The sequence below is a fragment of the Noviherbaspirillum sp. genome, from assembly GCF_035254685.1.
Taxonomy (GTDB): Bacteria; Pseudomonadota; Gammaproteobacteria; order Burkholderiales; family Burkholderiaceae_D; genus Noviherbaspirillum.
In genome coordinates this window covers 33,891-49,341 of sequence record NZ_DATFAI010000004.1, presented here as the reverse complement: position 1 = coordinate 49,341, position 15,451 = coordinate 33,891, and the positions used below count along the sequence as shown (strand labels likewise).

Sequence of the window (15,451 nt, the reverse complement as noted above, 5' to 3'; positions counted from 1 at the left end):
TCTGCTGCATGTTGCCTTCCAAGCCAGTTCCCGATCCGATTTCCTTCAAGACCATTGCCGTCATCGGCAAATACATGGCCGCCGGTATCGAGCAGTCCTTGTCGGAAATTGCCGATTTCCTGACCAGGGCTGGACACACCGTCGTGTTCGAGGCCGAGACCGCGCAAAATGTTGCGCTCAATGGCGTTGCCACCATGACGCCGGCGGAAATCGGCGAGCATGCCGACGTGGCCATTGTCGTGGGCGGTGACGGCACCATGCTTGGCATCGCCCGTCAGCTCGCGCCTTACAACGTGCCGCTGATCGGCATCAATCAGGGGCGGCTGGGTTTCATGACCGACATTTCGCAGGAGGGCATGATCCCGGTACTGGCCGACATGCTCAGCGGGAAGCTCGGCTCGGAGCAACGCAGTCTGCTGGAAGGTTCCGTGATCCGCGGCGGCGAAACGATCTTCCACGCCCTGGCATTCAATGATGTGGTGGTGGCGCGCGGCGCCACGACAGGGATGGCGGAACTGAAAGTCGAGGTCGACGGGCACTTCATGTACAACCAGCGCTCGGATGGTCTGATTGTTTCCACGCCGACAGGTTCCACCGCGTATGCCCTGTCGGCCGGCGGCCCCTTGCTGCATCCGAGCCTGTCCGGTATCGTGCTGGTCCCGATCGCGCCGCATGCCTTGTCGAACCGTCCGATCGTCGTGTCCGATTCCTGCACGATCGACATCGAGATCATGGGTGGACGTGATATCAGCGTCAATTTCGACATGCAATCGCTCGCCAGCCTGCAGCACCATGACCGCATCATCATCAAGCGCTCCGCGCACACCATTACCTTCCTGCATCCGAAAGGCTGGAGCTATTACGACACATTGCGCGAAAAGCTGCACTGGCACGAATACCCTTCCGTGGCCGGGCAGTTAAAATAGCCGGCCTGCTACAAGAATTACCTATCCAACATGCTTCGCACACTTTCCATTCGCGATTTCGTGATCGTCGATGCGATCGAGCTTGAATTTGCGCCCGGCTTCACGGTGTTCACCGGCGAAACTGGCGCGGGCAAGTCGATCCTGATCGATGCGCTCGCGCTTGCCTTGGGCGGGCGCGGCGATGCCAGCGTGGTGCGCGAGGGTGCCGCAAAGACGGATATCACTGCGGAATTCAGCACCAACGAGGAAGTTGACGCCTGGCTCGCCGAGCACGAATTTGCCAACGACGACGGCGGCGCCTTGCTGCGCCGCGTGATCGATAACGCCGGCCGTTCGAAAGCTTTCATCAACGGCATTACCGCCACCGCCGCGCAACTGCGCGAACTGGGCGAAATGCTGGTTGACATCCACGGCCAGCATGCGCACCAGTCGCTGCTGAAGACCGACGCGCAACGTGTGCTGCTCGACAGTCAGGCCGGCCTGCTGGATGACGCGAGGGCGGTTGCCGCGGCCTACAAGGCATGGCGCGCCCTTGCGAAACAGCGCGAGGAGTTCGAGGCGAATGCCAAGAGCGTTCTGCTGGAGCGCGAACGCCTCGAATGGCAGGTTGGCGAACTGGAAAAGCTTGCCGTGAAACCGGGCGAATGGACCGACATCAGCAACGAGCACAGCCGCCTGTCGCATGCCGCCAGCCTCATGGAAGGCGCGCAGGAAGCATTGAACGCCATCTCGGAATCGGACAGCAATCCGATGCTGTCGCAGCTCTCGGCGCTCACCCTGAAACTCGGCAAGCTGGCCGACATCGACGCTGCGATGAAGCCGGTGGTCGAAGCGCTGGAACCGGCGCGCATCCAGTTGCAGGAAGCGGTCTACGCGCTCAACGATTATCTCGGCCGGGTCGAGCTTGACCCGGAGCGCCTGCATGAAGTCGAGGCGCGCCTCGATGCCATCCATTCCACTGCGCGCAAGTTCCGCATTGCGCCCGAAGACCTGCCGCAGGAGTACGACTCGCTCTCCGCGCAACTGCGGCAGCTGGCGGATGCCAGCGACATCGACGCCTTGCGCGCGCAGGAAGAAAAGCTGAAGGCGGCCTACATGAATGTCGCGCACGCGCTCTCCCGGTCGCGCACCAAAGCCGCCAAGGCGCTGAGCGAAGCCGTCACGGTGGCGATGCAGGATCTGAGCATGGCCGGCGGACGTTTCGAAGTGGCCTTGAATCCGGCCGAGCCCGCCAGCTATGGCCTGGAGCAGGTCGAATTCCTGGTGGCCGCGCATGCCGGCACTTCCGCACGGCCGCTGGCGAAAGTGGCCTCCGGCGGCGAACTGGCGCGCATCTCGCTTGCCATCTCGGTGATTACATCGAGCGCGACGGCGACACCGACGCTGATCTTCGATGAGGTGGACAGCGGCATCGGCGGCGGCGTCGCAGAAGTGGTCGGCCGCCTGCTCAAGCGCTTGGGCCAGGATCGGCAGGTGTTGTGCGTCACCCACCTGCCGCAAGTGGCGAGCCAGGCCAACCAGCATTTCCAGGTCAGCAAGCGCAGTGCGGAGGGGCGGACGATGTCGCGCATCGATGCGCTCGATTCCAAGGCGCGCATCGAGGAAATCGCGCGCATGCTGGGCGGTCTGGAGATCACGGCGACCACGCGCAAGCATGCGCGTGAGCTGCTGGCGTCTTGACAAGGACAATCAAATAACAATGACCTGGAACCAGGAACCTTCCTACACGCATGGCTCCATATCGAAAACCGCCGTGCTGCTGGTCAATCTCGGCACGCCGGATGCGCCTACTCCCTCGGCGCTGCGCCGCTACCTCCGGCAATTCCTGTCCGATCCGCGCGTGGTCGAAATTCCTCGCGCGGCATGGCTGCCGATCCTGTACGGCATCATCCTGCCTTTGCGCTCCAGCAAGTCGGCGGCGAAATACGCGTCGATCTGGACCAAAGAGGGGTCGCCGCTCAAGGTCTACACCGAGAGGCAGGCCAGCCTGCTGCGCGGCTATCTCGGCGAGCGCGGACATGACGTGCAGGTGGCCTATGCCATGCGCTACGGCAGCCCATCGATGTCGGAAGTGCTCGACCGGCTCAAGGCAGACGGCTGCGACCGCGTCCTGGTGCTACCGGCCTACCCGCAGTATTCAGGCACGACCACAGCATCGATCTTCGATGCGGTATTCAGCCACTACTCGCGTGTGCGCAACGTCCCTGAATTGCGTCTGATCAAGCATTACCACGATCACGACAGCTACATTCAGGCATTGAGCAAGTCCGTGTTCGCCCATTGGGACCTGAACGGGCGCCCCGACAGGCTGGTGATGAGCTTTCATGGCGTGCCAAAGCGGACCCTGCTGCTGGGCGATCCCTACCACTGTGAGTGCCACAAGACGGCGCGTTTGCTGGCGGCGCAATTGCAGCTGACGCCCGATCAGTACCTGGTGACGTTCCAGTCGCGCTTCGGCAAGGCGGAATGGCTGCAGCCGTACACCGCGCCCACGCTGGTGAAACTGGCGAAGGAAGGCGTGAAACGCGTCGATGTGATCTGCCCCGGCTTTACCAGCGATTGCCTGGAAACCCTGGAAGAGATCGGCATGGAAGTCCGTCGTGATTTCCTGACCGCCGGCGGGAAGGAATTCCACTACATTCCCTGCCTGAACGATGCTCCCACATGGATTTCCGCGCTGTCGGAAATCGTGGAGCAGCATCTGATCGGCTGGCCGACAATGCTTACTCCGCAGGCGCGCGAGGAACGCCAGCGTGATGCCGAGTCCTCGCGCCAGCAGGCAACGCGCATGGGGGCGGAAAAGTAAGAATCCCGCTGCCGAAGGCGCCGGGAACGGACGCTGGAAATGGACGCCGGCCGTTCAATGGAAGTAGGGCGGAACCAGGTTGGTCTGGCAGATCCACGCCACCGCCATCAGGGTATAGGCGACGATGGAAGCCGAAATCAAAGGCAATTTCATGGTGTTTCTCCTTGCAACCAGACGCAGCTTCGGTTGCAACGTCGATAACATCATCGTAGTACGCCAGCCGGCAATTTGAAGCCCGTGAAGCGGTAAAGTGTGTAACAACCGTTTACGTTTCCGGTCGGTTTGCATGAGGGGTAGACCAGGTGCAAGAAAATCAAGAGTTCCCCCTTGAAAACCTGCGGAGTACCCCTATTTACTATCGCAATTGATACTAAGCCATTGATTGTTGGAGATTTTTTGTGATGGAAAACCAGGAAAAGATGCAAGACCAGGCCGAACAGGCCACACAGTCGCAAGACAACGTGGTGATCGACAAGGCACCTGAAGGCCAATCATCCAGCGGTCTGGAAGAGAAGCTCGCTGCGGCAGAGGCGAAAATCAGTGAGATGCAGGATGCTTTCCTGCGCGCCAAGGCCGACGCGGAGAACATTCGGCGACGCGCCCAGGAAGACATTGCCAAAGCCCACAAATTCGCCATCGAGAACTTTGCCGAAGCCCTTGTTCCGGTGAAGGACAGTCTCGAAATGGCGCTCAAGCTCGATTCCCCCTCCGTGGAGTCGCTGAAAGAGGGCGTGGAAATGACCCTGAAGCAGTTGTCCACCGCATTCGAACGCAATCGCCTGCAGGAAATCAATCCGGTCCAGGGAGAAAAGCTTGATCCCATGAAGCACCAGGCGATTTCCATGGTTCCCGCGGAGCAGGATGCCAATACGATCGTTAGCGTGCTGCAGAAGGGTTACATGATCGCCGATCGCCTGTTGCGTCCGGCACTGGTCACGGTGGCTCAATAAAACATCACAAAGCGGTTTTGAAGTGCTTGAAACCGGCACTTTGTTCCACATATTCAACACATCAGAAAACAAACATCGTTTTTAAAGGAACATCATCATGGGCAAGATTATTGGCATCGACCTGGGTACCACCAATTCCTGCGTCGCCATCATGGAAGGCGGTCAGCCGAAAGTGATCGAGAATTCCGAAGGCTCCCGCACCACGCCTTCCGTGATTGCGTATCAGGAAGACGGCGAAATTCTGGTCGGCGCGCCGGCCAAGCGCCAGGCAGTGACCAATCCGAAAAATACCCTGTATGCCGCCAAGCGCCTGATCGGACGCAAGTTCGATGAAAAGGAAGTGCAGAAGGACATCAACCTGATGCCTTACCAGATCGTCAAGGCCGACAATGGCGACGCCTGGGTGCAAGTGCGCGACAAGAAACTCGCGCCGCCGCAGGTTTCCGCCGAAGTGCTGCGCAAGATGAAGAAGACCGCCGAAGACTATCTCGGCGAGGAAGTGACCGAAGCCGTGATCACGGTGCCGGCTTACTTCAACGACGCACAGCGCCAGGCGACCAAGGATGCCGGCCGCATTGCCGGTCTGGACGTGAAGCGCATCATCAATGAACCGACCGCGGCTGCGCTGGCCTTCGGCCTCGACAAGAGCGGCAAGGGCGACCGCAAGATTGCGGTGTATGACCTCGGCGGCGGCACTTTCGACATCTCGATCATCGAGATCGCCGACGTGGAAGGAGAGATGCAGTTCGAAGTGTTGTCGACCAACGGCGACACCTTCCTCGGCGGTGAAGACTTCGACCAGCGCGTGATCGACTACATCATCGACGAATTCAAGAAGATCAACGGCCTCGACCTGTCCAAGGACCCGATCGCCCTGCAGCGCATCAAGGCTTCGGCCGAGCGCGCGAAGATCGAACTGTCTTCCTCGCAGCAGACCGAGATCAACGAGCCGTATATCGCGATGGTCAACGGTGCGCCGGTGCACCTGAACATGAAAGTCACCCGCGCAAAACTGGAATCGCTGGTCGAGGAACTGATTCAGCGCACCATCGAGCCGTGCCGAATTGCGATCAAGGACGCAGGCGTCAAGGTTTCCGATATCCAGGACGTGATCCTGGTCGGCGGCATGACCCGCATGCCGAAGGTGCAGGAGAAGGTAAAGGAATTCTTCGGCAAGGAGCCGCGCAAGGACGTCAACCCGGACGAAGCCGTGGCCGTCGGTGCTGCGATCCAGGGTTCCGTGCTGTCGGGCGACCGCAAGGACCTGCTGCTGCTGGACGTGACCCCGCTGTCGCTGGGTATCGAAACGCTGGGCGGCGTCATGACCAAGATGATCCAGAAGAACACCACCATCCCGACCAAGTTCAGCCAGGTGTTCTCGACGGCGGATGACAACCAGCCGGCGGTGACCATCAAGGTCTACCAGGGCGAACGTGAGATGGCGACCGGCAACAAGCTGCTGGGCGAATTCAACCTGGAAGGCATTCCGCCGGCACCGCGTGGCATTCCGCAGATCGAGGTGACCTTCGACATCGACGCCAACGGCATCCTGCATGTCGGCGCGAAGGACAAGGCATCCGGCAAGGAAAACAAGATCACCATCAAGGCGAACTCCGGTTTGACCGAAGAGGAAATCCAGAAGATGGTGAAGGACGCCGAGCTGTACGCGGACGAGGACAAGAAGCTGAAGGAGCTGGCCGATACCCGCAACCAGGGCGACGCGCTGGTGCATTCGACGCGCAAGGCCTTGACCGAGTACGGCGACAAGCTGGACGGTGGCGAGAAGGAAAAGATCGAGGCAGCGATCAAGGAACTGGAAGAAGTCCTCAAGGGCAACGACAAGTCCGCCATCGATGCCAAGGTCGCCGCGCTGTCGACCGCTGCGCAGAAACTGGGCGAGAAGATGTATGCTGACGCTCAGGCGCAACAGGCCGGAGCTGCCGGTGCCGCAGGTGCGGCAGGTGCAGCAGGCGGTGCTGAAGCCAAACCGGCGGAGGAAGACGTCGTCGACGCGGACTTCAAGGAAGTCAAGGACAAGTAAGGAATGTCACGCGGCAGGATGCGTTTTTTTCTGCCGCGCTGACCCGCCGAGCCGTAGTGATCGCTGCGCGATCCTCGGCTCGGCGTTTTCGCTTAGATAACAGGACGCCGAGAAGATGGCAAAGCGTGATTTTTACGAAATACTGGGCGTAGCGAAAAATGCCTCCGAAGAAGAAATCAAGAAGGCCTATCGCAAGCTCGCCATGAAATACCATCCGGACCGCAATCCGGATAGCAAAGGCGCGGAAGAGAAATTCAAGGAGGCCAAGGAAGCCTACGAGATGCTCTCCGATCCCGCCAAGCGCGAGGCATATGACCGGTACGGCCATGCCGGCGTGGATCCCAACATGGGCGGCGGCGGTTTCGGCGCCGGTGCCGGATTTGGCGGATTTTCCGATGCCTTCGGCGATATCTTCGGCGATATCTTCGGACAGGGCGCGCGTGGCCGCAGCTCGGGTCCGCAGGTTTATCGCGGCGCAGACCTGCGTTACAACCTCGAAATTACCCTCGAACAGGCCGCGCACGGTTTCGACACCACGATCCGCGTGCCGTCCTGGGACGAATGTGACACCTGCCATGGCTCGGGCGCCAAGCCTGGCACCTCGCCGACCACCTGCTCGACCTGTGCAGGACAAGGCCAGGTCCGCATGCAGCAGGGTTTCTTCAGTATCCAGCAGACATGCCCGAAGTGCCACGGCACCGGCAAGATCATTCCCACTCCCTGTCCGACGTGTAGCGGGGCGGGGCGCATCAAGCGCAACAAGACGCTGGAAGTGAAGATCCCGGCCGGCATCGACGACGGCATGCGCATTCGCTCCTCCGGCAATGGCGAACCGGGCATGAATGGCGGGCCGCCGGGTGACTTGTATGTCGAGATCCGCATCAAGCAGCATCCGGTGTTCCAGCGCGACGGCGACGACCTGCATTGCGAGATCCCTGTGTCGTTTGCCAAGGCGGCGTTGGGCGGTGAAGTGGAAGTGCCGACCTTGAACGGCAAGGCTTCGTTCACGCTGCCGGAAGGCACGCAGTCGGGCAAGACTTTCCGCCTGCGGGGCAAGGGCATCAAGGGCGTGCGTTCCGGCTATGCGGGCGACCTGTTCTGCCACGTCGTGGTGGAAACGCCGGTCAAGCTCACCGAGCGCCAGAAGGAACTGCTGCAGGAGTTTGAACGGCTGACGACAGCCGGCGGATCCAAGCACAGCCCGCAGAGCAAGTCGTGGAAGGACAAGGTCAAGGAATTTTTCGAGTAATCTGAATTCCGCATGACTCCCGGCCGTGTTGCACCGACGTGGCATGGCCCGACAAACCGCTGACCCCGTCAGCGGTTTTTTTTCACCTGGATCAAGTCCCGAAAACAGAATTCAAAGATCATTGATCTGCCGCAACCTTTTTTCTGATCGGCAATTGGATCATTTCGTTTGTTTAACATCTGCCGGCGCTACAGTGGTTCATCACGCCTTGATGTGCGGTTTATGTCGGGGCAATCCGTGGCGAGTGCAAGGCGCCCACCGGAGCGATAGTGGTGCTATCGCGAGGACGGACAACGAAGCAATCACCGTCGAATCCCGGCAGAAGTCATCAATCGGGGGACGACGGACCACTAGCCGGTTGATGCCGTGTTTCACCCAGGCCGCGCAAGGCGGCAACCAAGCGCAGCACAACGCCAAGGACCGAAATAGGTGAAGAGCATATGGGGGCTGAGATTGCTGCGCGACGCATCCGGGGAAGCCTTCCACTCGTCTTTCTGATTCTCGGGCTGCTGGCGGTCGGCCTCGTGTATTGGCAGAGCAGACTTCTCGTCAACCGAGAGTTCGCCTCGGAACTCGACCTGCGCGCAAGGGAAGCCGAACACAGCATCAAGCAGGAAATCAACAGCTACGCCGAAGTCCTGCATGGCATGCAGGCGCAGTTCATCGCCAATCCCAGGCTCTCCCGGCGCGAGTTCAAGAAAATCTCGGACGCCCTGAATGTGCAGAGCCGGTTTCCCGGCATCCAGGCGCTGCTTTATACCGAGCGCGTCGCACCTGGAGACGGACCCGCCTTCCAGGAATTTGCCCGTGAGGAGCTGAAGAAAGACACGCTCGGCTATCCGCCGCCAAAGATCCACCCACGCATGCCGGTAGATGAAGCTTTTGTCGTGCGATACGTGGAGCCGATGACACAAAACCAGGCAGGCGCCTGGTTCGACCAGGGCAGCGAACTGAAGCGCCGCGCAGCCATCAGACGTGCACGGGATACCGGCGAATGGAGCGCTACCGGGCGGGTACGGCTTTCGGTGATACCGGGCGAGTTCGACGGTGTCATTTTCTTTCTTCCCGTCTATCGCAGCGGCACGACGCCCGCAAGCGTCGAGGAGCGGCGCACGGAATTCATCGGCACGGTATCCCTGGTCGTGCGGGTCGATGAAATGCTCGGCAAGGTATTCGGACAGTCGCTACTGAACGAACTGGATATCGAGATTTATGACATGCAGGGCGTGGATGGAGCGGACGGCGCGCATGACAGGCACAACCTCATTTTTTTCAGCGGCAGCGGCTATTACCATGACGGTACGCTGCATTCCGGCAACGCAGCATTCCCGCTCTTTCGCACCTACGAAATCAACATTGGCGGCGGCCTGTGGCATCTGCAGGTCACTGCACTGCCGAAATTCCTGAACCGCACACAGAGCTGGCTGCCGCCTGTCGCTGCGCTCGCCACGGCGTTGATGAGCCTGCTCACCTTCTTCTTCATCCGCCGCCTGGAGCAGTCGCGCCAGAACCTGGATGAACATGCGCGCACGGTCGAAACGGTGCTGCATACGACGGAGCAGCAACTTGAGAGCATTACCGCAGCGATCGATGCCGTGCTCTGGACCGTCGAAATGCCGACCGGCAGGCTCAAGTACATCAGTGTTGCGGTGGAACGCGTCAGCGGATATCCGGCCGATGCCTTTTATTCGCGCCCGCGCCTCTGGCTGAAGTGCCTCCATCCGGATGACCGGCGCAAGGTGATGGCAGTTTCTCCGGCCATCATCGGCAAGGGAAGCGAAACCTTCGAATACCGGATTGTCCGGCCCGACGGCGAGGTGCGCTGGATGCGTTGTGAAGCGCACTTCATGCCGGACGACATGGCTGGACGTGGATACATCAACGGCATCGACACGGACATCACGGAGCAACGCCGGCTGGAAGAATCGCTCACGCGCAGCAACCGCGCACTGCGGGCCTTCCACGCGTGTGAAGAAGTCATTGTCGCAAGCAGCGATGAAAACGTCCTGTTGCGTGCCATCTGTGAGCTCGCCGTGAAAGCGGGCTATCGCATGGCATGGGTCGGCGTGCTGCCGGACAGGACTGGAACACGGATAGTGCCGGTGGGTGTCGCGGGACAGCATGGGGGATATGTCGACGACATCGCCGGATTGCTCGAGACTGGCGATCTGGAGCAGTTCTCCACCATCGGCGCGGTGCTCCGGACAAGGCGCCCCTGTGTCGCGAACCGTTTCTATCAGGAGGCCGGGCAGCGTCCTTGGCGCGAAGTGGCGCTGCGGCGTGGCTTCAATTCCAAGATCGCACTGCCGCTATGCCATGAAGAAGAGATGATCGGCGTGCTGAGCGTGTATGCGGGAGAGCCGGATGCGTTCGACGATGAAGCAGTCGAGCTGCTGTCAGACCTTGCGCAGAGCGTGGCGGTCGCGATCCAGGCCCTGCGTCATCGCAGCGGCCGTCTTGCCGCGGAAGCCTCTTCGCACTTGCGCGAGCGGGCGATCGAAGCGAGTGCCAACGCCATCATCATCACCAGCGCGCGCGCGCCGGACTATCCGGTGGAGTATGTCAACTCCGCATTCGAACGCATTACCGGCTACAGCGCATCTGAAGTCATCGGACACAGCCTGCGTTTCCTCCACGCGCCCGAGCGGGAGCAGCCCGGCCTGGAAGCAATCCGTACCCTGGTCCAGGAACAGCGTGAAGGGCATGCCATCGTGCGCAATTACCGCAAGGACGGCACGCCATTCTGGAGCGACGTGCACATCGCTCCCGTGCGGAACGACGCCGGCGAGGTCAGTCATTTCGTCGCCGCCAAGTACGACATTACGGCGATGAAGAACTACGAGGAGGAACTCGAATTCCAGGCCAATCGCGATGCGCTGACGGGGCTGGCAAACCGCAACCTGCTGCGTGACCGCCTCGGCCAGGCCATCGCTTACGCTGCGCGTTACGACCATCTGGTATGGGTCGTGTTCATCAACCTGGACCGCTTCAAGCTGGTCAACGATACGCTGGGTTTCGAAGCTGGTGATGCGTTGCTGGTAAAGATTGCGGAGCGGCTGAAGGCGGCGGTGCGGGATACGGATACCGTTGGCAGGCTGAGCGGTGACGAATTCGTGCTGGTGCTTCCCGAACGCACCGGAGAAATTCTTGCGGCGACTGCCGTGCAGCGGATGATCGATGCGGTGACCGCGCCGCTCTCTATTGGCGGGCAGGAGATCTTCCCGTCGTGCAGTGTCGGCGTCGCTGCTTTCCCGGCCGATGGCGGAGATGCCGAAATTCTCGTCAAGCATGCCCATATCGCGATGTACCGCGCGAAGGAAAGCGGCAGCAACAACTTCCAGTTCTATGCGCCCGAGATGAACGAGCGCGCGGTCGAACGCCTGCGCATCGAAAGCGATTTGCGCAACGCGCTGGACCGCAACGAATTCCTGCTGCATTACCAGCCGCAGGTTGACCTGCGCAGCGGTCGCATCATCGCCGCGGAAGCTCTGATCCGCTGGCGACATCCGGAGCTGGGCATGGTTCCGCCCGCGCGTTTCATCGGCCTGGCGGAAGAAACAGGCCTGATCCAGCCGATCGGGGCATGGGTGCTGCGCACCGCGTGCAGGCAGAACAAGGCGTGGCATGATGCCGGACTTGGGCATCCACGCGTTGCGGTAAACCTGTCGGTGCGCCAGTTTGCGCAGGAGGACCTGGTGCAATCGATTGCCGCCACGCTTGAAGAAACAGGGCTCGAACCGCGCTATCTCGATATCGAAGTCACCGAGAGCCTGGTGATGGCGGATGTGGAGCGCGCCATCACGGTATTGCGCGAACTGAAAATGCTCGGGGTGCAACTGTCGATCGATGATTTCGGCACGGGCTATTCCAGCCTTGCCTACCTGAAGCGTTTTCCAGTCGATGTACTCAAGATCGACAAGTCATTCGTGCAGGACGTCACCAATGATCCTGATGATGCGGCGATCGTGCGTTCAATCATCTCCCTGGCCCACAGTCTGCGCATCCATGTGATTGCCGAAGGCGTGGAGACGGATACGCAACTGGCCTACCTGCGACGTCACGGCTGCGACCAGATGCAGGGTTACTACTTCAGCCGCCCGCTGCCGCCGGAGGAATTCGAGAGCACATTGCGAGAGGGACGGGCGCTGCTGCTCGAGCCGCGAGACGACATCGCACCGAGGCCGACCCTGCTGATCGTCGATGACGAAGAGCACTCTGTGCTGTCCTTGCAGCAGTTACTGCGCCACGAGGGTTATCGGATCCTGGTTGCGCAGACGACCGATGAAGGAATGGAGATACTGGCCCGGCATCCGGTGCACGTCATTGTCTGCAACCAAGGCACGTGCCAGTCCGACGGTATCGAATTCCTGAGCAAGGTGAAAGATCTTTATCCGGAATCCATTCGCATCGTTCTTTCAGATGCGGCGGAACTGCAGCCCATCATCGATGCGATCAACCGAGGTGTCATTTACCGCTTCTTTACGAGGCCATGGGACAAGGAAGTGTTGCGTCGGAATATCCGTGAAGCCTTCCGGCATTACGAATTTCTGCACGGGCCGACGACGGTCGAGCTGCCGGTATCCGATCCGGCCAGCCTGGCCGTTGGCGAACGCGAAGTCTGAGCGCGCCTTGCCGGCGGGGGCAAGACCTTGCATCGCAACTATTCCTCGCGCTTTCCCTTCATTTTTGCCGCGGACGTGAAAGGCGTTCGTGTTCGGTGTTCCTGTTATTTCGGTGTGCTGGCATCGCATTACTGGAGAGGATAGGACGCCTGGCTCTTGCATCTCTCGCCGGCTTGCATTCACCGGCCTGGCAGCGGCGCGGGCGCAAAACCGGATTCATGACATCTGTATAATGGGTGCCGCTTTCGGCAGGCCAACCCATCCGGCGTGCCGTGTCCCGCCGAGTTGAGCCCCTGCGGCAGCGCATCAATGCGCCATCATGCCCCGAGCCGGATTCCATTCCCAATGTGCACCAGAAAAAGATGACAGATCAAACCAAGGAAAACCTGAAGCTGGAACATCTGTTCCACAGCAATCGCGACTGGGCCGCATCGATGGTGGCCAGGAACGCCTCCTTTTTCGAGACACTCGCTGCCCAGCAGTCGCCCGAATATTTCTGGATCGGTTGCGCGGACAGCCGGGTTCCGGCCAACGAAATCGTCAACCTGCTGCCGGGCGAAATGTTCGTCCACCGCAACATCGCCAACGTCGTCGTGCACACCGACCTGAACTGCCTGTCGGTACTGCAATTTGCCATCGATGTCATCGGTGTGAAGCATGTGATCGTGTGCGGGCATTACGGCTGCTCCGGCGTGCACGCTGCGCTGACGCGCCGCCGAATTGGCCTGGCCGACAATTGGCTGCGCCACGTGCAGGACGTGCATGCGAAGCATGAACGCTATCTCGGCGAGGCGCTGCCGCCGAAGCTGAAGCAGGATCGGCTGTGCGAGTTGAATGTGCTGGAGCAGGTGGTCAATGTCTGCCAGACCACCATCGTGCAGGACGCCTGGGAGCGCGGCCAGAAACTGGCCGTGCACAGCTGGATCTACGCATTGCAGGACGGATTGCTGCGGGACCTCGGGCTGACCGTCAGCAGCCCGGAGGAACTGGCGGCGAAGCTCCCGGAGTGCTTCGCGCGCTACGAAGACAATCGTGACTAGAAGCAGTGCTCCGCGGCAGGGAAAGACTTGTCCTTGACCGCCGCAACGTAGGCGCGCACTGCTGCCTCGATGCTGGTCTGCCCTTCCATGAAGTTCTTGACGAAGCGTGCCTTGCGGCCGGGGAAGACGCCCAGCATGTCGTGCATCACCAGCACCTGTCCGGAGCATTCCGGGCCGGCGCCGATCCCGATGGTCGGGATCGCGAGCTGCTGCGTCACTTCATGACCGAGCGTCGCGGGAATCGCTTCCAGCACCAGGATCGACGCGCCTGCCTCCTGCAGCAACAGTGCATCGGCCTTCAGCCTTTCGGCACCTTCCGTGGTCTTTCCTTGCACCTTGAACCCGCCGAGCTGATGCACCGATTGCGGCGTCAATCCGAGGTGCGCACAGACCGGAACGGCGCGTTCGGTAAGGAAGCGCACGGTATCGGCCAGCCAGGCGCCGCCTTCGAGCTTTACCATCTGCGCTCCGGCCTGCATGAGCTTCACCGCGTTGTCGAATGCGGATTGCGGCGTGGCATATGTTCCGAAGGGCATGTCTGCCACCAGCAAGGCGGTCTGGTTACCGCGCGCCACGCAGGCGGTGTGATAGGCGATATCCGCCAGTGTCACAGGAAGGGTCGAGCTGTGTCCCTGGCATACATTGCCGAGCGAATCTCCGACCAGCAGTACATCCACGCTGCAGCGGTCCATCAAGGCTGCGAAACTGGAATCGTAGCAAGTCAGCACGGCGATTTTTTCACCGTTGTTGCGCATGGCCAGCAGCGCAGGCGCGGTAATCGCCTTGCTGCGCACAGTGCTTGTACCCTCTTGCAGGTATCCCGACATAATCATTCCCCAAGGTTGAAAAATTCCCGCTTGCCGCGCATGTTGGCGATGCGCTGGATCAGCAGCGCAAAATCCTCGTCGCGGTCCACCGGGTTCAGCCGCTCGGTATTGACGACCAGCAGCGGCGCGGCGTCGTAATGATAAAAGAAACGGCTGTAATTTTCACAAAGCCGGTACAGGTATTCCTCGGAAATACCGGCTTCCATCGCCACGCCGCGCTTCCTGACACGCTCGACCAGGGTCGCCGGCTGGGCCTGCAGGTAGATCACGAGGTCCGGTGCAGCGGCTTGCGGGTGCAGGTGGTCATACAGCTGCTGGTAAAGGCGGAGCTCATCATCGCCGAGCGTGAGCTGGGCGAAGAGCGGGTCCTTGTCGAGCAGGAAGTCGGATACGACGCGCGTATCGAACATGTCCGGCTGTGCCAAGTCGCGCAACTGGTTCATGCGCTGGAACAGGAAGAACATCTGCGCCGGCAGCGCATGGCGGGCCGGGTCGCGGTAGAACTTTTCGAGGAACGGATTTTCCTGCGGCTGTTCGAACAGCGTCTGCGCCTTCATGATGTCCGCAAGCTTGCGGGCGAAGGTCGTCTTGCCGACGCCGATTGGCCCTTCCACAACGAGATACTTGTATTTGTCGAGGCTCATGTGCGGAAGATGAAGTAGACCGCGCCCACCAGGCAAAGGCCGGCCCAGATGTAATCCATCTTGAAGGGCTGGTTCATGTAGATCATCGCGAAGGGCACGAACACCGTCAGCGTGATCGCTTCCTGCATGATCTTGAGCTGCGCCAGGCTGAGTTCCGTATAGCCGATGCGGTTGGCCGGCACCTGCAGCAGGTATTCGAAAAGGGCGATCGACCAGCTCACGATGGCAGCAACCCACCACGCCTTGTTTGCCAGGTTTTTCAGATGGCCGTACCAAGCCACCGTCATGAAGACGTTGGACAGCGTGAGCAGGCCGGCGGTTTGTGCAACGACAGGAATTTGCATGG

At 60.4% G+C, this 15,451-nt stretch carries 11 protein-coding genes; 8 read left to right on the top strand and 3 right to left on the bottom strand.

All coding sequences use genetic code 11. The features are described 5' to 3' along the window. The first annotated feature begins 8 nt into the window (after positions 1 to 8). From VJ698_RS00880 to can, 8 genes are all read left to right on the top strand, one after another. A complete protein-coding gene (locus tag VJ698_RS00880) occupies positions 9 to 926 on the top strand; it encodes an NAD kinase (protein ID WP_324100753.1) in 918 nt (305 codons plus the stop codon). Positions 927 to 956: 30 nt separating this feature from the next. Then, complete coding sequence (recN, locus tag VJ698_RS00875; RefSeq protein WP_324100752.1) at positions 957 to 2,606, top strand: DNA repair protein RecN; 1,650 nt, start codon at positions 957 to 959, stop codon at positions 2,604 to 2,606. Between the two features lie 19 nt (positions 2,607 to 2,625). Then, complete coding sequence (gene hemH / locus VJ698_RS00870; protein ID WP_324100751.1) at positions 2,626 to 3,732, top strand: ferrochelatase; 1,107 nt, start codon at positions 2,626 to 2,628, stop codon at positions 3,730 to 3,732. Positions 3,733 to 4,151: 419 nt separating this feature from the next. After that, complete coding sequence (gene grpE, locus VJ698_RS00865) at positions 4,152 to 4,682, top strand: nucleotide exchange factor GrpE (RefSeq protein WP_414691073.1); 531 nt, start codon at positions 4,152 to 4,154, stop codon at positions 4,680 to 4,682. 97 nt (positions 4,683 to 4,779) lie between these two features. Beyond that, a complete protein-coding gene (gene dnaK, locus VJ698_RS00860) occupies positions 4,780 to 6,723 on the top strand; it encodes a molecular chaperone DnaK (protein WP_324100749.1) in 1,944 nt (647 codons plus the stop codon). A gap of 115 nt (positions 6,724 to 6,838) precedes the next feature. Then, positions 6,839 to 7,972, top strand: coding sequence for a molecular chaperone DnaJ (gene dnaJ / locus VJ698_RS00855; protein ID WP_324100748.1), 1,134 nt, complete (start codon positions 6,839 to 6,841; stop codon positions 7,970 to 7,972). A gap of 440 nt (positions 7,973 to 8,412) precedes the next feature. Further along, positions 8,413 to 12,594 carry an EAL domain-containing protein gene (locus tag VJ698_RS00850; protein WP_324100747.1) on the top strand — a complete coding sequence of 1,394 codons (4,182 nt, stop codon included), beginning with the start codon at positions 8,413 to 8,415 and terminating at the stop codon, positions 12,592 to 12,594. Positions 12,595 to 12,956: 362 nt separating this feature from the next. After that, the gene (gene can / locus VJ698_RS00845) at positions 12,957 to 13,634 is read left to right on the top strand and encodes a carbonate dehydratase (protein WP_324100746.1); all 678 of its coding nucleotides are present in this window, start codon (positions 12,957 to 12,959) and stop codon (positions 13,632 to 13,634) included. Here the strand turns inward: can and panB are convergent. Genes panB through VJ698_RS00830 form a run of 3 tightly spaced genes read right to left on the bottom strand, consistent with a single transcriptional unit; the run spans position 13,631 to position 15,449 of the window. After that, positions 13,631 to 14,461 (bottom strand): 3-methyl-2-oxobutanoate hydroxymethyltransferase, encoded by an 831-nt coding sequence (gene panB, locus VJ698_RS00840; protein WP_324100745.1) that lies wholly within the window; start codon positions 14,459 to 14,461, stop codon positions 13,631 to 13,633. The genes can and panB overlap by 4 nt on opposite strands. A 2-nt stretch (positions 14,462 to 14,463) precedes the next feature. Further along, a complete protein-coding gene (locus VJ698_RS00835; RefSeq protein WP_324100744.1) occupies positions 14,464 to 15,105 on the bottom strand; it encodes a deoxynucleoside kinase in 642 nt (213 codons plus the stop codon). After that, a complete protein-coding gene (locus VJ698_RS00830; RefSeq protein ID WP_324100743.1) occupies positions 15,102 to 15,449 on the bottom strand; it encodes a DMT family protein in 348 nt (115 codons plus the stop codon). Before VJ698_RS00830 ends, VJ698_RS00835 begins: the two co-directional genes overlap by 4 nt. Positions 15,450 to 15,451 lie beyond the last annotated feature (2 nt).